The sequence below is a fragment of the Streptomyces sp. NPDC092952 genome, assembly GCF_044754785.1.
In the GTDB taxonomy this organism is placed as follows: domain Bacteria; phylum Actinomycetota; class Actinomycetes; order Streptomycetales; family Streptomycetaceae; genus Streptomyces.
On the sequence record NZ_JBIVPT010000040.1, the window covers coordinates 1 to 17,648 of the forward strand.

Sequence of the window (17,648 nt, forward strand, 5' to 3'; positions counted from 1 at the left end):
GACCCACGGCCGGGAGTTCCTCTTCGCCACGAACGGACCAACGAGCAACCGAACCGACAGTCACATGATCAACGGCTTCTGTTAGGACCTCTAAGTGAAACCCGCCTTCGCCCTGCGTGGGAAGGTGAGCGTGCCGCCGGTCGCCGCGTCGCCTCCCAGCTTGCTCAGGGCCGGGCAGCCGAGGACGCTGACGTCGTCGTGGAGGGTCGGACGGTCAGGCTCGGGCAGATACCCGTTGCCGAGGTCGTTCTGGTCGAGCAGGCGGGATTCGAGCGCGGCCGAGGAGAGCACGGCCGTCTTGTGGGCACCATCGGACTGGCTTCCCGCCCGGATGGCGGGAAGGGCCGGGTTGTTGTCCGCGGTGGAGCAGGCGGGCAGGGCGAGAAGGGCGGCGATGGCGCCGAGTGCGGTGGCGGTGACGCGCATGACGGAACTGACCCCTTGGTGGCGGCGACGGGTGGTCAGTGCGGGCCCGCAGGCCCGGTGAGGTTGTAGGAGTGGTGGTCAGTGCCCGAGGTGGCGCAGGCAGTCCTCGAACGTGGTGTGCGTCGCGTCCGCAGGCCCGGAGCGCCGGTTGTACCAGGCCGTGTCGATGCGGGTCTCGCGCTGCTGGTGGCCCGCGCGGCAACGCAGCCAGATCTCGCCGCGGGTGGAGAGGATGAGCCAGTCCCTGTACGCATCGCACTCGGTACAGGCGACCATCTCGCCGTCCAGGACAAGGGGCTGCGCCCAGGGCATCATCCTGCCGTCGACCTGGTCGTGGCTCGGCACTCGCAGTTCCGGCGGAAGGAAATCGTCCACGACCGCGATCGGCGCGACGGACTCCGGCTCGGGCGTCGGCGTGCCGAGGCCGGGCGGGACCTGGTCCTGCAACTGCGCGTACTGCTCGGCAAACTGCCTCTGAGCTTCCGTTTCCTTGGCCCGGCGGCGTATCCGGTGAAACACCCTGGCGCTCTCCTCTACCTCGTCCTGCGCGCGTTTCGTGATCGTGCCCCATACTCCCGGCGGTTTCAATTCACAAAGTCAACAGTCCCCTCTCTTGCCAGGTCAGGAGGGGTATCCGGCTTCCCGGCAGCCCAGACGACGAGTTGGCCACGCCGACGGTGCGCCGGAGCCGTTGCCTCTTCCGCTCATGAGCTGAGGCTGCCGACTGGAATCTGTCGGGCTTACCGGCTCTGACGCGAGATCTCTTCTCCGATGCGCTGGCTGCCGGGCGAGGAGAGCACCGTGGTCGTCCCGCGGTTCCCTGCGGTGTTGGTCTCGGGCAGGTGAGAAGCGTCGGCGGGTAGGTGCGCAGCTCGCCGCATCCGCCACACGAGCACGTCGCTGACGGAGTCCGCAGAGCCCAGTTCGCGCCGTGCGGCAACCTCGGACAGGAGAGCGGCCGCGTCGAGGCCAGCGCCCTCGGCCTCCGCGACGGTGGCGGCCAGGGCGTACCAGCCGGGCTCGGCGAGGATCTGCTCGGCCAGCTCCGGCAGTGCCTTGCGCAGCAGTACGGTGTGGCGCTGGAGCATCGGTCGACTCAGGCGCTGGCCACGCTGGCGCAGGATGCCGACGGGTTGTACGGCGGCGGCCCGATAGGCGGTGCGTAGGTGCTCAGCGGCCCGAGTGGCGGCCTCGGCCTGCTGGGCGTGGCCCTTGCGGGCGTGCCAGTGTGCGGCGGCGGTGATCAGGAAGAACAACATGTCGATCGCCATCGCCGTGGTGGCTCCGTCCTCGCCGCGGCCAAGGGCCTGCCCGCCGTGGACGAGGTCGCGGGCGGCCTGCCGCAGGGCCCGGTCGTGTCCGCGTACGGCACGGACGTGAGAGCGAGATGCCCGTTCGAAAGCTGTTGCGGCGTCACGCAGTTCGCGACGGGTGTGGGCGACGGACGTCTTCGCGAGGGCGTCCAGGACCTCGCCGGCCGCGGCGATGTGTGCGGCGGCGACCGCGTCGTCGCCGTGCTCGACGACGGGGACGGCGAGCCATGCGGCCGACGCTGTTCCGCGGCGCGCGGCGGCCGGGCTGCCCGGCCCCGTACGGCTCACTTCCTCCTGCAGGGGCGCCGGGGCGTCGCCGGACCAGCGCGCGCGGATCCGCGGTAGTGACAAGTCGGGAGCCAAACGGGCGCCGGGGTAGAAAACCGGCTCGCCGTTCCTGTTCAGGTCGTCGGGCAAGGCGACCTTGTAGCCGAGCAGGTCGCCGGAGGGCGCGGCGCGCTTGCGGATCAGGAGGCCGGCGGCAGCGAGTCGGTCGAAGAACTCCTCGTCGCTCCTTGCCCCGCTCACCGCGCGTCGTACGGTTTCGCGCAGTTCCTCGCGTGCGGTGCGCTCACGCCCCTGCCGCTTGGCCTTGTGGCGCTCGGCGCTGGTGGGCCGCGGGGCCGCGGTGCCGTCGCCGGGTGTGACCTGGTGGAGGCCGAGCTCCTTCTCGATGAGCCGGGCTTCGGCCTGGGCGCGGGCGCCGGAGCGGAAGTCGTCTGGACGGTGGCCGTCCTCGGTGACGAGGGTGGCGACGATGTGGATGTGGTCGTCGGCGTGGCGTACGGCGGCCCACCTGCAACCGGGCTCTCCGCCGCCGGGATCGATGCCGGTGGCAGCGACGATACGGCGGGCGATGTCGGCCCATTCCTCGTCGGACAGGACCCGGTCGCCCGGGTCCGCGCGTACGGACGTGTGCCAGACGTGCTTGGCCGGGCGGGCGTGCTCGGCGAGGGCTATCACAGGCTGGTCCAGCAGCCGCTGGAGGTCGGTGAGGGTGGCGTTCGGATCGCGGCCGGGGTCCGGGGACATGCCGTCGAAGGAGGCGACGAGGTGAGGGTCCGTGTGCTCCTCGTGCTTGCCGGGGCCGTAGAGGTAGGCCAGGAGCCCGATGGTCCGGGAGCCCGAGGGGTTGACGCTGGGGATCATGAGCCGTGGTGCTCGATCAGCCGCGTGGCGGCCTCGTGCGCGGCGTCGGCGGCACGCCGCACGGCGGCGATGGTCGCTTCGAGATGAGGAACGTATTCGCCGGAATTCAGCGTCTTCACTGCCTGGTTTAGGTTGCTGCCGGCCCAGCCGAGCCGACGTCGGCTGTCGAACAGGGCGGTGATTACTTCGCGCGCGTCGGCGATCTCGGCACTAGTGCGGTCGAGGTCGAGGTCGCGGGCGGCTGCGAGCGAGGATCGGGCGAGGAACCCGGCGACGGACAGATTGCACTGGGCGGCGGCGGACTTGATCAGAGCGAACTCATCATCGTTGAAACGCGTGTTGGGTTGGTGCAGGCGCTTCTTCTCGGGCGACTGGCGCGGGCGCTGGCGGGCGCGAGGAACGCGCTGTCGACGAGCGCGCGGCTTGGTCTGCTTCTCCTCCTGCCCCGGCTTCGACCCGCCCCCGGTCGAAGCCTGAAGGACCTGCGCCCCCCGGTGCAGGTCCTCTCCCGCCCCCTCGGGGGCGGGAACGGCGGAAGCTACGCTTCCGCCCCAACTTGCTCGCCCCGGGACTGAGTTGGAGTCCCGATCGGGTTGCGGGGTGGTGCTGTTCTTGCTGGTGTGCGTCATCGGAGTCAGGGCCTCGTGGAGCGGATGCGGTACTGGATGGTCGCGGTCAGTGCGGGCACGTCCGCCGGGCCCGCCAGGACACGAACCGGCCCGTCGGGGCGGCCCTGGACAAGCCACTGGTCGGCCGGCGTACGGACAACGGCGTGAACGAGTCGCCGACGGACCAGGACGTTCGCCCAGGCGTCGGCCTCGGCGGCAGTGGGCTCGGAAGAGCGGGGTGGACGTGGAGTCACGGCCTACCTCCTGAGCGGGGCGTTGGCCCTGCTCTACGCCGGGCCATCTTACGGATATGGGGTCTGAGCTGGGGTTTTGTTGATTCAGCCGCACTCGGGGCAGCGCTCGACGTGGCTGCTGAGCGTGCGTGCCATCCGCCGCTTTGCCGAGGCGGCCCGCGTCGCGCTGGACTTCGCCGCCCGGCTGCCCGCGTGCCGTGCGGAGTGAGCGAGCATGAAGCCGATCTCCCGCTCGTACTCAGCGCGGACGATGTTGAACTGGTGGCAGGTCTTCATCGGGCGGTACTCCTCTTCGTGGTGATGTCCTCGCTCCGCAGCTCCTGGAGGACGAGGCCGAGCCGGTTGTTCCCGACCCCTGTCAGGCCCTGGCGGCGGATGATCTCGCGCAGCTGCACCCGGGTGATCGCGCCGTTGCCGTCCCGTTCGAGCAGAGCAGGAACGTGAGGGCGTACAGAGTGGACGAGCTGACGCTCGGGCTCGCCCAGCTGGTGTGACGTGCGACGCGTCTGGGGAGAGCGGGACCGGGCACGCTTGCCCTTGTTCTTCGTCGTCTTCCGACGGAGCGGGACCTTGTTCGGTCCTCGGTCCTGGGGGGGTTCGGTCCCGGGCTCGGTGGTGTTCGGTCCTCGGTTCGGTCCTCGGTCCTGGGGGGGTTCGGTCCCGGGCTCGGTGGTGTTCGGTCCTCGGTTCGGTCCTCGGTCCTGGGGGGGTTCGGTCCCGGATTCGGTGGTGTTCGGTCCTCGGTCCTCAGCTTCCGGGACCGTGCCGCCCTCAGGCGACTCAGCCCTCGCGAGCGTTCCCGGTTGGTTGTGCGCGGTCCCTGAGCTGACGCTGGTTTCCAGGACCGACTTATCGGGGACCGGTCCCCGATAAGTCCTCGGTTGTTGGTCCGGGACCGTGGCCGCACTCGGCGCCGGCTGAGAGGGGACCGTGGCCACCGATGCACTGCTACCCGCTGGGGACCAGGGAGAGCGGAGCGGGACCGTAGCGAGTGCGAGAGCGTGTCGCCGGGCGGCGAGCTGGTCGAGCAACTGTGCCCGCTGAAGGGGATCGGTACCGACTGCGGCCCTGCCCACCGCCTTCGACAGGTGGCGGGTCAGCCGTCGGCCTCGACGGTTTCGCTGCTGCTCGGGAGTGCGCTCCGCGAGGCGGGCTGCGAGGGCGACCGCGCGGGCGGTGGCCCGGTCCCGGGTGATCTGTGCGGCGTCGCGGTCCCGCGCGGCGATTCCGAGGCGAGACAGCAGCCGTTCGCGGATTTCCCGGCCCAGCACAGCGACAAGCCCGTTCGACGAGGCACCGGGGGTGCGCAGCCGCAGTTCTATGCCCATGGCCAGGTGCCACAGCATTGCCGCCATGACCGGCCCGACGAAGGCGCGGACCGTGCCGCCGACGAGGCCGCTCTCGGCGTAAGCGGGGATCACCTGCACTGTGGTGATCACCCAGACCAGCGTGCCCGGAAGGCCGGGAGCGCCTTGGACAGCCAGGTTCTGCCGCGCCATCAGCGCCGTCGCGAACAGAGCGAGTTCAGCGGCGGCGAACATCCCGGCACGTTCGGCGGTACCGGCCATGTCGAGATAGTCGGCGGCGAATCGCCAGCTGGTGTCGGCGGTGTACGCGGTGCAGCCCAGGGCAGCGATGGCGGCGACCTTGACCGCCGGTCCGCCGAGACGTTTCTGCGTTCGAGTTCCTCGGCGCCGGATGGTCCAGGCGGTCAGCACGAGCGCGAGGGAGGCGGGCACGACGGCGGCCAGGAGGAGAGGGAGGTCCGAAGTTGCACCGAAGGCGAGGACGGGGTGGGTCATGCTGCCTTTCCGAAAAGGGCGTGCGCCGGGGCTGACGCCGCCGGGCGGCCTGTGGCCTGCTGGGTGCCGGGGACCGTGGGGATTCTCTTGGCCGTGGAAGTCTTCTTCCGCTTCTTCTTCGGGCGGGGCACGCCGTAGTTGCGGTCGCGGTCGAGGACCTTGTTGGCGGCCTGGCGGAGCAGGTCTCGGGCGTGCTTGTGGCTGATCCGCAGGGCGACGGCGAGCCGGTCGGGCCGCCAGCCCCGGACGTAGGCGTGGCCGATGACGACCTGCCGCTCGGCCTCGGTCAGGTGCACGTCGCGCCCCTGGAAGACGGCGACCACGCGTTGGTAGTCCAGGCGCTGGTGCAGGTTGTCGTGCAGCGGGCGCCGCTCGGCCTCGGTCAGGCCGCCCCACACGCCGTCCTTGAGGCTGTGTTCCAGGGCGTAGTCGAGGCACACGCGACGTACGGGGCACCAGCCGCACAGCTCCTTCGCCTCTGCGATCTCCTCGTAGTCCCGGGGGCCGGGGAAGAACACGGCGTCGGCGTCCTCGGCGTCCATGCCGTGGCACGTGCCGCGGGTCTGCCAGTTGGTGTCCCCGATGCCGCGCAGGCCGGTGGCCGGCGTGTCGTGGGTGGTGATGTGGCGCAAGGAGGGTCTCCGATGTGCTGCCGCGCCGACCGGCGGGCGCGGTGCTCGGCGGGTGCGGCGTCGGGTGCCGGCCGCGGCGCGTGGGCGTGCGCCGCAGCCGGGGCGGGACGGTGGTCTCGGGCGGCGCCACCCCGGACGGGGTGCGTACGCCGGGTGTGCCGGTCAGGCCAGGGCGTGCTGCTGGTCCTGCTCCGCGCGCTGGGCCTGCTGGGCGGCGGCGAGGTCGAGGCGGCTGGGGTGGGGGGTGGCGCACAGGGCGGTCCCACGAGCCCCGTCGTCGAGACCGATCCGCCGACGGCGGCACGGTTCGCCGGGCTGGGCCAGGCACCACGCGCACCGAACGCTCAGGGCATCGGGCAGCCCCTGCGCGATAGCGGCCTCGCGGGCTGCGCGGGCGGGTCGGTAGGGCGCGAGGGCCGCTCGGACAGCGGGCGGTATGCAGGAGCCGATCTCCTTCAGCCGTGCCTCCAGCTTCGGGTCGACACCGTCGCGGCCGCTGTTGATCGCTCGGGCCTGCGCGGGTTGCGCGGTACCGGCGGCGACGGCGCGGCGGGTGCCGGCCAGCTCCGCCGCCCAGGCGGCCTGGTCGTCCGGGTCGACGGACGGCGTGGGGTCGGAGTGCCGGGCCAGGCGGTCGCGCCGGTAGTTCTCCCAGGGACGGGCCAGGTCCGCAGGAAGGATCGGGTACGGCGAGGTGCGGATGTGCTGGCGGGCGGCGACTCGGACGTCCCAGCCGTGCGGGGTGGCCATCGGAACGTCGTCGAGCAGCTCGTGCCACTGGGCGAGCTGGTCGCGGGCCTCGCCCTGGTCGGTGCGGATGGTGCGGGGATCGAGCCGGCCGATGTAGGCCAGCAGGGCGGCGATCTCGCGGCGGTCCACGGTCAGTCCTCCGTTCCGGTCGGCTCGTCGAGGGCGGCGAGGAGTGCGGCGGTGTGGGCCTGCGTCCGCGTCATGCCTCCCGGTGCGACGGTGTTCTCGCCGGGGACGGCGTAGAGGTTCGGGCGGCTGGGGGTGTGTTCCCGGGAGACCCAGGAGCGCCAGTCGGCAGCCCAGGTCTCCGCCGGTCTCGGGGCGTGGCCCGCTCGGTGTGCGCGCCACTTCGCGTCGGCGGCCCGCAGACCTTCCTCGCCGAGGCGGTCGAGATGCCCTTGCTGGCGGATCCAGGTGTGGGTGGCGGGGTCGGCCCGCCACTCGGCAGCCGGGAGGACGGCAGCACCACTACTGCTGTACCTCCGGTTCAGATCAGGTTCACTACGGTTCTGTGTGCCGGTGACCGGTACATCACCGTGCCGGTGACCGGCACCTCGCTGTGCCGGTTTCCGCCTCGACCTGCCGGATTCCGGTACTGCCGGATTCCGGACCCTCGCGCCGGATTCCGGCACCTCACGCGGGCGGATCCCGTATCGCCGCAGACCCGAGAGTCGGAGTCTCGCGGGACCGGCGGGCTCTTCCTCCTCCGCCGTCGTCTCGCTGCCCTCGTACTCCTGCTGCTCGTGGACGGTACGGGTGACGGCTTCGGCGGCGAGAGGCATGCGGTAGACCGTGCTGCGCTGCGGGCCGACGAGGTCGTCGAGCTGTTCCAGCTCGCCGGCCAGGAGAAGGCGCTCGACGGCTTCGCGCACAGTGGACACCGAGGCGCGGGTGCGCTTGGCCAGGCTGGACAGCGAGGCGTATGAGATGCACTGCTCGTCGGCGACCCGGTCGGCGATCGACAGCAGGACCAAGCGCGCGGCCCCCCGGCTGGTGCTGTGCTCCCACACCCACTCACGGGCTTCGCTGCTCATCGGCCGCTCCCGACGAGCAGGCGGACCTGGCGGTTCGCAAGGGCTGGGGTAGTGCGATCCGGCTCGGGGCGCTGAGACGCCGAGACGGAGGTGACTGCCGCGCAGGCCAGGCGGAAGGGCCTTTCGCGCTGGGCAGGAGACATGCGATACTCCCCTTTGCAGTGTTGCCACGCCGATGCGCCCCTCGGAAGGACTCGGCGTGGTGATGGTGGGCAATCTCCGCCCTTGCCGGGGCGGTGTGCCGCTTATAGCGTTCGACGTCCGTGAGTTGCCGCTCCCGGGCGTCGTCGCTGTTTACGGACCTTCGCGGGCCGGTCCGTGCTCGTGCTCTCCTCGCGTTCGTTTCTGGGCGGGCTGCCCAGGGGCGACGAACATCGCACGAACCCGTGTCAAGATCCAGACTTGGTTCTTAAACTCTGTAGAAGTCGTGGGGCGTGCAGGACGTGACGTCCGGTCATAGCCAGCCCTCCAGGTGCGAAAGCGTGTGCGACTTTGCGTGGGCAGAGCGGGTCAGGGCCGGACCGCGAGACGCAGCAGCACTTTAGTGTTTGTCGTGATCGCGATCATCCCCATAGTGGTCTCCACGTGTCAACACTCAAGTAGTCCGATGCGTGACTTGGGCACGTATTCTCTACTGCAGTAGCCTTGCGGCCGTAAGGCGCGACTGACAAGGAGGCGAAGGGTGATGGCGGACCGCGACAGGTCGGCGAGTGCGTCCGCTGGGGCGCCCGGCGGACGGCGGGTGAGTCTTGCCGAGAAGTTGGGACACCTCTTCGATGTCACGGTCAACCCCGCGACTGGCCGGCGATACACGAACGCAGAGGTCTCCCAGTCCATCGCCCAGGAGTGCGGTGGCGTCAGGGTGGCGGAGAGCACGATCGCCTCCATCCGGACCGGCGTGAAACCGAACCCCACCCTCAAGACGATCGAAGCGCTCGCGCGCATTTTCAAAGTGGCGCCCGACTACTTCTTCCCGGACTTCGATGTTGACGAGACCGCGAAGGTCCAGGCTTCATTCGAGCTCATCCGGGCGGTCAAGGACAGCGGGCTGCAGGGGATCGCGATGCGGGCCAACGGGCTGTCGCCGGCCAGCCTGGAAATGATCACCGCAGTGATCAATCAGGCTCGCCGTCTCGAAGGGCTCGACCCTACCGGCGAGTAGTGATCTGACTCACTCGGTATACCGTTTTGACGGATTTTCCCTCATGATCAAAAACCGACCCCTTGGTTTGTTGTGAGCGTTGTGTAAAGCTCCGCGTCGGGCCGCAGTGAAGTGCGTGCCGATCGAGAACGCGTGCTGATGCCCGGGATCAAGGATCGTTTTTCATGTTCAAGCGGCGCTATGCGCAACGAGAAGCGCAGCTGAGGCGTCGATGCGAAGAGCAGCTGAGCGGCATCGAAATATCTGACCCCTATGCGGTGGATGAGATATGCAGCCAGCTCGCGATCAGCAGGCAACGCCCGGTGTATCTCCATGAACTCCCAGAGGTGGGGGGTGCCAACGCCCCATGCGGGATCGTGCTCGCCTTCGAGAGCGAGGACCATATCTTTCACGTAGCCGCGACCAGTCAGCGGCACCGGGCTCAGATAGTGCGCCACGAGCTGGCGCATCTCCTGCTCGGGCATGCTGAATCCGGCACCGTCGCGGAGTCGCTGCTGGCAGTCATGCCCGAAACCATCGACCCCTCTGCCGTTGTCAGCGCGCTGGGGCGCACGAGCTACGAAACCGACCTGGAATACGACGCCGAAGTGGCGGCCACGGCACTCGGCGAGTTGTTTGCCGACCTCGCCCACTCCGGTCGCGGCGAAGGGCGCCCCGACGCAGTGGCCCGGCTCGACGATGCACTGGTACATCCCCGACGGAACCGCAGGTCATGAACACGAACACCCCCACCCTGATCGCCGGTCTGCTGTGGATGGTGGCCTTGTGGCGACTGCCATCGGTCCGCCACTCCCACAAGCAGCGCAGCCTGACGCTCACCCTTGCCTCGCTCGCGGCCGCGATGACGTTCGAAGTCCCTGCGGTCAAGGAAGCTGTCGCCGACACCATCCCCGTTGATGGGCTGGCCCCGCTGCTGAAACACCTGCTCGGCGTCGCCTCCGCAGCGCTGCTGCTGGACTTCGTCATTGCCGTCGTCCGCCCTCAAGGACTCGCTCGCCGACTCCGGACGCGGGCAGTCGCCGTGACACTGCCCCTCATGATCGTGACCTACGCGGCCGCCAACTGGATGGGGCCCTCGGTACGGATCGGCGAGGGGCCGCGAGCCTTTTACCCTGCCCTCTACATGGCCATCTTCACGCTGTACGTCGGCGTCGCCATGATCGTGGCGACCTGGCTGTTCGCCGGCGGGATTCGGCACAGCAGAAGCGGGCTGGGGAAGGCCGGCCTCGGACTACTGGCACTCGGCACCATGCTCGGCAGCTTGTACGCCCTGCAGCGCGTGGTTTTCGTAACGATCCACCTTGCCGCAGGAATTGAGAATCCCGAACTGGAAGACCTGCTTTCGACGACCCTCAAGCAGCTGGCGATCCTCGCCATCGTCCTCGGTGTTTGCCTGCCGCCCATGTCCGTAGCTGTGGAATACATCCGGGCGTGGGAGACGCTCCGTCAACTGCGGCCGCTATGGCAGCGCCTCACCGAATCCGCTCCCTACGTCGTGCTGTCCGCGCCCATAGCAACGCGACGTGTCCCACTGCGACTTGAGCGCTGCATCATCGAGATCGAGGATGCGTGCCTCGCACTCAGAGAGTACGTCTCAGTAGACGTCCACGACAGGGCCCTCGCATTTGTTCGCGAAGGAGGCGGCGATCCGTCCGAGAGTGACGCGATAGCAGAAGCCTGCTGGCTCCACGAGGCAGCCCGATGTGCTCGAAATGGAAATCAGGTCAGTGGGGTTGAATATCCAGCTCTTGGTGTGACTGGCCGGGACAGAGCCAGTGAAATCGAGTGGCTGAAGGCCGTGGCTCGTGCATACCTCAGATCGGAAGTCCCTGCGGAATTCTCCCGTCAGGAGCAGTCTCATGGCCACTAGTCATCCGATCGAATCTCGCGCGGCCCGGCGTATCACCGACTGGCTCGAACCGAAGAACTGGATCATCGCCGTCACTCTGCTCGTGGGCTGGCACGCCGCGCGGTGGAGCGGAGTGGGGTGGGGTGTGGTGGGCGCTCTCTTCGCTGCCGTGATCCCCATGACAGTCATCAAATTCGGTATTCGAAAAGGGTATTGGGGTGACCGGCATGTCGGGGCTAGGCCAGCACGCCTCGTCGTAATGGTCGCCATCCTGCTCTCGGTGGCCACAGGTATCGGTCTTATGATCACGGTCGGGGCGCCTCGCAGGATGACCGGACTGATCATCGCCATGCTGGTGACACTCGCGATCCTCACCCTGATCACACTCGCCTGGAAAATTTCTGTGCACCAGGCCGTTTCCGCAGGTGCCTGCGCGATGCTGGTACAGACCTACGGCCTGTGGATGGCTCTCGGGTTCCTCCTAGTCGTCGCCGTCGGCTGGTCACGTATCGAGCTTCGGGACCACAGCCGCAACCAGGTGATCGCCGGCACGATCCTCGGTGCCATCGTGGCGGCTGGCACATTCCAGATCGCAGGCTAAGGGCTTGCCGGAGAACAACATGTGGGCCAGCAGCACGCTGGCCTGCGAGCCCAGGTCGCGAAACCCATAGGTTGATTCCCGGCAAGTCCTTAGACCGTGTCCTATGTGGTGATTGCTCGTTGGGCTGTTCATGGGGCGGGATACGTGGAGTTGGATTGTTCCGGACGGGCTGTGGGAGATCGCGAAGCCGTTGATCCCGCCGTCGAGGGTGCGTCCGCAGGGTGGCGGGACGCAGGACACGCCTGATGAGACGCTGTTCGCGGCGATTGTCTACGTGCTGGTGAGCGGGTGTGCCTGGCGGGCTCTGCAGCCGTGCTTCGGGATCTCGAAGTCGACTGCCCACCGGCGCTTCGTGATCTGGTCCAGGGCTGGTGTCTGGGGCCGGCTGCACGAGGCGGTGCTCGACCGCATCGACGAGTGCGGCCTGCTCGACGTGACCCGCGTGGTCCTCGACTCCGCGCACGTACGGGCGAAAAAAGGGGCGGACTCACAGGCCCCAGCCCCGTGGACCGGGGCAAACCGGGTTCCAAGATGCACGTCCTGTCGGACGCGAACGGGCTGCCCCTGGTCGTCGGCATCTCCGCCGCCAACACCCACGACAGCCACGGCCTGAAGCCCATGGTGGCCGGTCTCCAATCGAGACACGACCCCCACCGCGGCTGGAACTTCAAACCCGGCAAGCTCCACGCCGACAAGGCCTACGACATCCCTGAACTGCGGAAATGGCTCCGCGGGAAACGTATCGGCGTCCGCATCGCCCGCAAGGGAATCGAATCCAGCGAACGGCTCGGACGCCGCAGATGGGTCATCGAGCGCACCATGTCGTGGCTGACCGGCTACCGCAGACTCAACCACCGCTACGAACGCCATCCCCGCAACTACCTGGCCTTCCTCGGCCTCGCCGCCACCATCTGCTGCTACAAACGACTGGTCCGCCTCACCACATAGGACATGGCCTTAGACCGTGTCCTATGTGGTGAGGCGGAGGAGATGTTTGTAGCAGCAGAGGACGGCGCCGAGGCCGAGGAAGGGCGGGTTGTCGCGGGGTTAGAGTTCGTAGCGGTGGTTGAGCCTGCGATGTCCGGTCAGCCGCGACATGGTGCGCTCGATGACCCATCTGCGGCGTCCGAGCCGTTCGCTGGATTCGATTCTCTTGTCCGCGTGGAACTTGCCAGGTTCGTAATGCCGGCCGCGGTGGACATGTGCCAGAGGGCACCCGAGTCGACGCGGCTCAGGTGCCCGCGCGCCGGTGCGTCAGGCGGACATCTTGGCGCACACGGTGTAGACGACGACATCGCCCTCGGCCGTACCGGTTCCGAACCTTACGTAGCCGGTCCCGTCGGGGTTGAGGCGGGTACCAGTCTCCCGGAAAGGACTGTTGAGTCCTTCACCGGCGACGTCGCCTCCGATGCTCACAGGTACCGACCCTGCCGGGCAGAGCGGGGTGGGGACGCGAACGTTGTCAGGGGTGGCTGGCGGGATGTGTACAGTCTCCTGGATCACGTTGTAGGAAGTGACACCCGCCGGACCCTGGGGGCCTGCCGGACCTTGAGGGCCAGCCGGACCCGCCGGACCCTGGGGGCCTGCCGGACCTTGAGGGCCAGCCGGACCCGCCGGACCCTGGGGGCCTACCGGGCCGGCGGGGCCCGTGCATCCGTGCTGGCAGGGGCCTTTGCGTCCGTGCTCGTTCGCGAAGGCCGGTTGCGCGGCGATGGCGCCTGCGCCGACGGCGGTGAGGGCGGTGAGGGCGACGGCGGCGAGCCTGCGTGCGATCTTCATCCAGAGCGCCTTTCTCTGAGATATTTCCACTACCCGGATTCTGGGGAAAGTGGCTGGGTTCACCACTTCCTGAATCGTCGGTGACTTATTTCAAATAAGAGCACGTCGAGTCCCCGGGAGCCTGGTAGCTATACGAGGCATCTGATTATTTAGCTTGATTGGGCGAGGCGGATCCACCTCTTCGGGGTGACGTCTCCGAAAGTGGATAATTTCACTCCGGGTGCCTAGCGCCCGGAGTCGCGCACCGACCTCAGAAACTTTCCATGGATCCTGAAGGGTTTATGTGCCCAGAGGGTTTTATGAAGGAGTTTCGGATCTTCGATGACCAAGACGTTCCCTCTGTGGTGATCGCTCGGTGGGTCGTTCGTGGAGTGGGACACGTGGAGTTGGATTGTTCCGAACGGGCTGCGGGGATCGCGAAGCTGTTGATTCCGCCGTCGAGGGTGCGTCCGCAGCTCGGCGGGACGCGGGATACGCCTGATCAGAAGCTGTTCGCGGTGATCGTCCATGTGCTGGTGAGCGGGTGTGTGGCAAACATATCGGCGTCCGCGTCGCCCGCAAGGGAACCGAATCCAGCGAACGGCTCGGACGTCGAAGGGTGGGTCATCGAGCGCACCGTGTCGTGACTGACCGGATATCTTCGGTTCAACCATCGCTACGAACTCCAACCCCGCGCCCCCGGCTTTCCTCGGCCTCGCTGCCACCCCTGCTTGCTACGAACGACTCCTCCGCCTCACCACATAGGACACGGTCTTAGTAAGAAGTCGTTCATTTGGTGAGTCTGCGGTAGCAGATGAGGGTGCAGGCGATGCTGGGCTGAAGGAAGGCTACGTGCAGCGGCACGCGGTGCCCCGGGTCAGTCGTCGCCGACGGCGATGTCGAGTTCGCTCACCAGGGCCTGGGCGAGGTCGTGCTGCTGGCCCGGGTCGATGCGGACCTTGGCGAGGTAGGCGAGGCCCCGGAGGGTGGAGAGGTCGTTGCCACGCAGGTCGGCACCGCGGTAGCGGCCGGGGCCGAATTCGGTGAGGCGCAGGGTGCAGTCGGAGAAGACGACGTTCGACAGGCCACAGTCGGTGAACGCGGCTTCGGTGAGGATGCAGCCGACGAACGCGACGGGACCGGAGGCGCGAACCTTGGTGAAGGTCGCGTAGTCAAGCTTGCAGTTCTCGAACAGCACATCGTCCAGCACCAGGCCGTTGAACGTGGCGCCGAGGAGCTTGGTGTCCCGGATAACGGCGCGGGTCAGCTTGCTCTCGCTCCAGCGCGCCGCGTCGAGATCGCTGCCGGTGATCTCGACGCCGTGCAGGTTCAGGGACTCGAACTCGACGCGCTGTGCGCGGACGCTGTGGATGCGGCCGGCGATGAGATGGGTGTCGGCGAGTTCGAGGGAGCGGAGGTTCGCGTCACCGAAGGCGAAGTCCTGGACGGCGCCCCGCGGGTTGTCGAGAGTGCTGACGTTGGTGAGGTAGAGGCCCGGCTCGTCGAGGTCGGGCACCGTGATCGTTGCGGTGCCGAAGGTACGGGTGCTCATGGTGCTCCTGGTTCTGCTCCGGGGCGGCCCGGTTCGCCGGGCCGCCCCGGATGGCAGGGCGGGCTAGGACTTCTTGCTCCAGTCGTCCCAGGTGGGTCGGTTGTCGAACGCGGGCGTGGGGTTGTCCCAGGTGGGTCGGTTGTCGAAGGTGGCGAGGGGGCGGGTGCCGGTTGCCTCCAGGAGGGCCTGGAAGCCCTGGGCCGAGTTCATCACGAGGTCAGTGGCGGTGGGCGGAAGCATGACGCGCGACTCCTTCGAGTAGGGCGATCTTGGCGGTGGTGCAGTACCGGGTCGGGGTCCCGTCGAAGCGGCCGTCGTGCTCGAAGTACCGATTGGCCGGGTGGGCTCCTCCGCAGAAGGCGAAGAAGGGGCAGGTGGTGCGGCAGGCGTCCACGCCCTTCCAGAACTCGGTGATCCAGGGGGTGCGCTTCTCGGCTTCCGCGACGAGGATGTCGAGGCCGTCGCGGAGCACGTTGCCGGTGGTGAAGTCGCCGAACCGCTTGTCGGTGAAGCCGGCCAGTTCGGGCGAGAGCATGACCACGCCGCCGTCGTAGGCGATGGTGGGCAGCGGGTCCCATGACGTGTCGACAGGAGCCGGGTCCGGTGCTCGGCCGTGGAGGACGGCGCTGGCGAAGTTCATCACCCTCGTCATCTCTCGCAGCTGTATGACGGGGTTGCTTCTCCAGGCGCCGGCGAGGGCGGCCCAGAACTCGGCGGACCGGGCTGGGTCCGCCTGGGGCGCGTGGCGGTTGATGCCCTCGGTCTCTTCGACGTTGACCCCCAGGGTGGTTACGCCGAGCTCGGCGAAGAACTCGTAGAAGCGGGCTGCATCCGCAGGTTTGGGGTCGGAGACGACGGCGATGGCGGAGAACGCGATGTCGTGTCGGCGCAGCCGGTCGATGCCGCGCATCGCGGCACGGAACCCGGGGCGGCCGGCGAGCGTGACTCGATGGGCGTTCATGTCCTCGGTGCCGTCGATGCTGACGCCCACGTGCACCTCGTGCTGCAGCAGGAACTCGCACCATGCGTCGTCGATCAGGGCAGCGTTCGTCTGCACGGAGTGCTTCACGCCCTGGAAAGGGGCCATGAGGGCCGCGAGGTGCTCACGGCCGGTGGCCAGCGGCTCCCCGCCGTGCCAGACGACCTCGAACGCGGGGTCGTCGGCCGCCCACCGGTTGACGACCAGCGCCGCGGCCTCGGCTACGGCGGCCGACATCAGGTGCTTCATCTTCCTGAATGGCAGGTAGCAGTAGGTGCAGTCCATCGGCAGGCACTGCGTGGTGGGCTGCATGATCACCGCGTGCGGCCTGGAGGCCAGACGGGACGTGCTGGGCATCGCGCTCCTCTCGATCGGGGTTCGAGCGGGCGGGTCAGGAGACGAGCTGGATGTTGTTCGCGGCCGTGGTCCACTCGACGCCGGACGCGGCGCGGATGTGCGCGACGCGCACGATCCGCCCGGCACAGGTCTCGTGCACGATCTCGGTAAGGGTTCCTTCGCCCCGGCTGGCGATGTCACGGACCGTCTTGTGCAGCCAGGGGTGGTCGTCCTCGTGGAGGAAGGACGCCACGTCACCCACGGGCGCGCCCTGCGTACTGCTGTCGTCCGGACCGGCCTGGGGGCGGGTCGCGGTGGGCGTGTGCGGCGGGGCGGCAGACCCAGAGCTCGACAAAAGCGGTGGCATCGGGGACTCCTTGGGGGCTTCGGGGAAACGGCTCGTAGCGTCGTCGGTGTCCGGGCGGCAGTGACACGCTAGGAAGCTCCGTACGCCGGCCTCAACGAAGTTGCCACTTCTTGCCAGGATTCACCCGAGGGCGTCGATCGCGGACAGGATCAGGGCGCGGGCCCTGGCGCCGTGGACCGCCATGCCGGCCAGGTTGTTGAAGGTACGGTCGTAGTCGGCGATCTCGGTAGGTTGGGTGATCCGCAGATACCCGGAGGTCAGCTCGACGGCCACCTCGCTGTCGTCGAACATGTAGAAGTCCTCAGCGGGCAGGTACGAGCGGCTGGCGCCGAGAGGGATGACGCCGAGGCTGACGAAGGACCGGGCGCTGACCGACATCAGGCGGTCGAGTTGGCCGGCCATCGCTTCGGCGTCGCACACGGCCGTCCGTAGCACGTATTCCTCGATCAGCAGCCCGAACCTGTGCCGCCCGCTGAGCAGGGTCTTTTGGCGGTCCATCCTCTCTTGTACCGCTTCGTCGACGTCGTCCACCTCGACGCGGTCGCGCTGGATCGACCGCAGGACGGCGGCGGTGTACTCGCGGGTCTGAACCATGCCAGGCATCACCCTGCTCGCGTAGACGCGAAAGAGGCGAGTTCGCTCGTAGAGGGCGGCGCGCAGCCCGCTCCGTTCCATCTGCCGCCTCTCGGTGTACATCGAGTCGACCGCGCGGGCGGCGGCGATGAGGTCGGGAATCTGGTCTTCGGCGTTGCACGCGGTGCACCAGGTCCGGATGTCCGACTCGGACGGGGCTCTGTCCGCGCTCTGGATCCGGCTGGTCTTCGAAGCCCCCCACCCGCACTGCACGGACAGTTCCTCGCCGGTCAGACCGGCGTCCTTGCGGAGGTCTGTGAGACGGCGGGCGAGGGCCGTGCGTGCTTCGACAACGCTGGAGGACGGCGACGACGGCATGCTGATGATCCGGTGGCGGTGGAACGGGGACTAGGCACTGTCCGGCGGATCACTGGCGGAGCCAGAGCCGGACCGCTGCTGCGGTGACGGTGCCGTGGAAGACGTAGGCCCGCTTGTCGTAGCGG

Annotated in this window: 21 protein-coding genes and 2 pseudogenes; 6 read left to right on the forward strand and 17 right to left on the reverse strand. The window is 68.2% G+C overall.

Going from position 1 to position 17,648, the window contains the following annotated elements:
- Window positions 1–90: 90 nt before the first annotated feature.
- The 10 genes from ACIQGQ_RS36590 to ACIQGQ_RS36635 form a co-directional block, all read right to left on the reverse strand.
- Window positions 91–426: a hypothetical protein gene (locus ACIQGQ_RS36590; protein ID WP_402404833.1), complete on the reverse strand. Its 336-nt coding sequence runs from the start codon at window positions 424–426 to the stop codon at window positions 91–93.
- 78 nt (window positions 427–504) lie between these two features.
- A complete protein-coding gene (locus tag ACIQGQ_RS36595) occupies window positions 505–945 on the reverse strand; it encodes a hypothetical protein (protein ID WP_402404836.1) in 441 nt (146 codons plus the stop codon).
- Window positions 946–1,166: 221 nt separating this feature from the next.
- Window positions 1,167–2,888: a relaxase/mobilization nuclease domain-containing protein gene (locus ACIQGQ_RS36600; protein WP_402404839.1), complete on the reverse strand. Its 1,722-nt coding sequence runs from the start codon at window positions 2,886–2,888 to the stop codon at window positions 1,167–1,169.
- Window positions 2,885–3,517: a hypothetical protein gene (locus tag ACIQGQ_RS36605; RefSeq protein WP_402404842.1), complete on the reverse strand. Its 633-nt coding sequence runs from the start codon at window positions 3,515–3,517 to the stop codon at window positions 2,885–2,887. Before ACIQGQ_RS36605 ends, ACIQGQ_RS36600 begins: the two co-directional genes overlap by 4 nt.
- 5 nt (window positions 3,518–3,522) lie before the next feature.
- The gene (locus ACIQGQ_RS36610) at window positions 3,523–3,750 is read right to left on the reverse strand and encodes a hypothetical protein (protein WP_402404845.1); all 228 of its coding nucleotides are present in this window, start codon (window positions 3,748–3,750) and stop codon (window positions 3,523–3,525) included.
- Between the two features lie 84 nt (window positions 3,751–3,834).
- On the reverse strand, window positions 3,835–4,026 hold the full coding sequence (locus tag ACIQGQ_RS36615; RefSeq protein WP_402404848.1) for a hypothetical protein: 192 nt from the start codon (window positions 4,024–4,026) through the stop codon (window positions 3,835–3,837).
- Window positions 4,023–5,552, reverse strand: a complete 1,530-nt coding sequence (locus ACIQGQ_RS36620) for a hypothetical protein (protein ID WP_402404851.1) — start codon at window positions 5,550–5,552, stop codon at window positions 4,023–4,025. Before ACIQGQ_RS36620 ends, ACIQGQ_RS36615 begins: the two co-directional genes overlap by 4 nt.
- Entirely contained in the window at window positions 5,549–6,184 is a 636-nt protein-coding gene (locus tag ACIQGQ_RS36625; RefSeq protein ID WP_402404854.1) for a WhiB family transcriptional regulator, read from the reverse strand. The genes ACIQGQ_RS36620 and ACIQGQ_RS36625 overlap by 4 nt, the downstream gene beginning before the upstream one ends.
- A 162-nt stretch (window positions 6,185–6,346) precedes the next feature.
- A complete protein-coding gene (locus ACIQGQ_RS36630; RefSeq protein ID WP_402404857.1) occupies window positions 6,347–7,063 on the reverse strand; it encodes a hypothetical protein in 717 nt (238 codons plus the stop codon).
- A gap of 2 nt (window positions 7,064–7,065) precedes the next feature.
- Complete coding sequence (locus ACIQGQ_RS36635) at window positions 7,066–7,968, reverse strand: helix-turn-helix domain-containing protein (protein ID WP_402404860.1); 903 nt, start codon at window positions 7,966–7,968, stop codon at window positions 7,066–7,068.
- A 685-nt stretch (window positions 7,969–8,653) separates the two neighbouring features.
- On the opposite strand from ACIQGQ_RS36635, the gene ACIQGQ_RS36640 reads away from it, so the two are divergent.
- The 5 genes from ACIQGQ_RS36640 (at window position 8,654) to ACIQGQ_RS36660 (ending at window position 12,528) form a co-directional block, all read left to right on the forward strand.
- A complete protein-coding gene (locus ACIQGQ_RS36640) occupies window positions 8,654–9,130 on the forward strand; it encodes a transcriptional regulator (RefSeq protein WP_402404862.1) in 477 nt (158 codons plus the stop codon).
- Window positions 9,131–9,294: 164 nt separating this feature from the next.
- Window positions 9,295–9,846 carry a secondary metabolite protein gene (locus tag ACIQGQ_RS36645; RefSeq protein WP_402404866.1) on the forward strand — a complete coding sequence of 184 codons (552 nt, stop codon included), beginning with the start codon at window positions 9,295–9,297 and terminating at the stop codon, window positions 9,844–9,846.
- Entirely contained in the window at window positions 9,843–11,000 is a 1,158-nt protein-coding gene (locus ACIQGQ_RS36650) for an MAB_1171c family putative transporter (RefSeq protein WP_402404869.1), read from the forward strand. The genes ACIQGQ_RS36645 and ACIQGQ_RS36650 overlap by 4 nt, the downstream gene beginning before the upstream one ends.
- The gene (locus ACIQGQ_RS36655; protein ID WP_402404871.1) at window positions 10,990–11,580 is read left to right on the forward strand and encodes a hypothetical protein; all 591 of its coding nucleotides are present in this window, start codon (window positions 10,990–10,992) and stop codon (window positions 11,578–11,580) included. The genes ACIQGQ_RS36650 and ACIQGQ_RS36655 overlap by 11 nt, the downstream gene beginning before the upstream one ends.
- A 130-nt stretch (window positions 11,581–11,710) precedes the next feature.
- A protein-coding gene (locus ACIQGQ_RS36660; RefSeq protein WP_402404874.1) for an IS5 family transposase occupies window positions 11,711–12,528 on the forward strand; the annotation gives its coding sequence in 2 pieces (ribosomal slippage) (window positions 11,711–12,068 and window positions 12,068–12,528; 819 coding nt in all).
- 21 nt (window positions 12,529–12,549) lie between these two features.
- Here the strand turns inward: ACIQGQ_RS36660 and ACIQGQ_RS36665 are convergent.
- Both ACIQGQ_RS36665 and ACIQGQ_RS36670 read right to left on the reverse strand, forming a co-directional pair.
- Window positions 12,550–12,777, reverse strand: a pseudogene (locus ACIQGQ_RS36665) (IS5/IS1182 family transposase); the annotation flags it as partial.
- Between the two features lie 57 nt (window positions 12,778–12,834).
- Window positions 12,835–12,996, reverse strand: coding sequence for a hypothetical protein (locus tag ACIQGQ_RS36670; RefSeq protein WP_402404877.1), 162 nt, complete (start codon window positions 12,994–12,996; stop codon window positions 12,835–12,837).
- Between the two features lie 729 nt (window positions 12,997–13,725).
- Here ACIQGQ_RS36670 and ACIQGQ_RS36675 point away from each other — a divergent pair.
- Window positions 13,726–14,103: pseudogene (locus ACIQGQ_RS36675) on the forward strand (hypothetical protein).
- A gap of 112 nt (window positions 14,104–14,215) precedes the next feature.
- Here the strand turns inward: ACIQGQ_RS36675 and ACIQGQ_RS36680 are convergent.
- The 5 genes from ACIQGQ_RS36680 to ACIQGQ_RS36700 all read right to left on the reverse strand — a co-directional run bounded on the left by ACIQGQ_RS36680 (window position 14,216) and on the right by ACIQGQ_RS36700 (window position 17,523).
- A complete protein-coding gene (locus tag ACIQGQ_RS36680) occupies window positions 14,216–14,890 on the reverse strand; it encodes a pentapeptide repeat-containing protein (RefSeq protein WP_402404880.1) in 675 nt (224 codons plus the stop codon).
- 63 nt (window positions 14,891–14,953) lie between these two features.
- Window positions 14,954–15,130 carry a multiple cyclophane-containing RiPP AmcA gene (gene amcA / locus ACIQGQ_RS36685; RefSeq protein WP_402404883.1) on the reverse strand — a complete coding sequence of 59 codons (177 nt, stop codon included), beginning with the start codon at window positions 15,128–15,130 and terminating at the stop codon, window positions 14,954–14,956.
- On the reverse strand, window positions 15,108–16,226 hold the full coding sequence (amcB, locus tag ACIQGQ_RS36690) for a cyclophane-forming radical SAM peptide maturase AmcB (RefSeq protein WP_402404885.1): 1,119 nt from the start codon (window positions 16,224–16,226) through the stop codon (window positions 15,108–15,110). The genes amcA and amcB overlap by 23 nt, the downstream gene beginning before the upstream one ends.
- Before the next feature lie 34 nt (window positions 16,227–16,260).
- Window positions 16,261–16,467 (reverse strand): hypothetical protein, encoded by a 207-nt coding sequence (locus ACIQGQ_RS36695; protein ID WP_402404888.1) that lies wholly within the window; start codon window positions 16,465–16,467, stop codon window positions 16,261–16,263.
- Between the two features lie 225 nt (window positions 16,468–16,692).
- Complete coding sequence (locus ACIQGQ_RS36700; protein ID WP_402404891.1) at window positions 16,693–17,523, reverse strand: helix-turn-helix domain-containing protein; 831 nt, start codon at window positions 17,521–17,523, stop codon at window positions 16,693–16,695.
- Between the last annotated feature and the right edge of the window lie 125 nt (window positions 17,524–17,648).

What these genes read in the sequence shown, in the direction of transcription:
- ACIQGQ_RS36650 (WP_402404869.1), top strand. Translation starts at nt 9,843, where the DNA reads ATGAACACGAACACCCCCACCCTGATCGCCGGTCTGCTGTGGATGGTG.
- ACIQGQ_RS36680 (WP_402404880.1), bottom strand. Translation starts at nt 14,890, where the DNA reads ATGAGCACCCGTACCTTCGGCACCGCAACGATCACGGTGCCCGACCTC.
- ACIQGQ_RS36635 (WP_402404860.1), bottom strand. Translation starts at nt 7,968, where the DNA reads ATGAGCAGCGAAGCCCGTGAGTGGGTGTGGGAGCACAGCACCAGCCGG.
- ACIQGQ_RS36700 (WP_402404891.1), bottom strand. Translation starts at nt 17,523, where the DNA reads ATGCCGTCGTCGCCGTCCTCCAGCGTTGTCGAAGCACGCACGGCCCTC.
- amcA (WP_402404883.1), bottom strand. Translation starts at nt 15,130, where the DNA reads ATGCTTCCGCCCACCGCCACTGACCTCGTGATGAACTCGGCCCAGGGC.
- ACIQGQ_RS36605 (WP_402404842.1), bottom strand. Translation starts at nt 3,517, where the DNA reads ATGACGCACACCAGCAAGAACAGCACCACCCCGCAACCCGATCGGGAC.
- ACIQGQ_RS36645 (WP_402404866.1), top strand. Translation starts at nt 9,295, where the DNA reads ATGTTCAAGCGGCGCTATGCGCAACGAGAAGCGCAGCTGAGGCGTCGA.
- ACIQGQ_RS36600 (WP_402404839.1), bottom strand. Translation starts at nt 2,888, where the DNA reads ATGATCCCCAGCGTCAACCCCTCGGGCTCCCGGACCATCGGGCTCCTG.
- ACIQGQ_RS36590 (WP_402404833.1), bottom strand. Translation starts at nt 426, where the DNA reads ATGCGCGTCACCGCCACCGCACTCGGCGCCATCGCCGCCCTTCTCGCC.
- amcB (WP_402404885.1), bottom strand. Translation starts at nt 16,226, where the DNA reads ATGCCCAGCACGTCCCGTCTGGCCTCCAGGCCGCACGCGGTGATCATG.
- ACIQGQ_RS36615 (WP_402404848.1), bottom strand. Translation starts at nt 4,026, where the DNA reads ATGAAGACCTGCCACCAGTTCAACATCGTCCGCGCTGAGTACGAGCGG.
- ACIQGQ_RS36640 (WP_402404862.1), top strand. Translation starts at nt 8,654, where the DNA reads ATGGCGGACCGCGACAGGTCGGCGAGTGCGTCCGCTGGGGCGCCCGGC.
- ACIQGQ_RS36620 (WP_402404851.1), bottom strand. Translation starts at nt 5,552, where the DNA reads ATGACCCACCCCGTCCTCGCCTTCGGTGCAACTTCGGACCTCCCTCTC.
- ACIQGQ_RS36655 (WP_402404871.1), top strand. Translation starts at nt 10,990, where the DNA reads ATGGCCACTAGTCATCCGATCGAATCTCGCGCGGCCCGGCGTATCACC.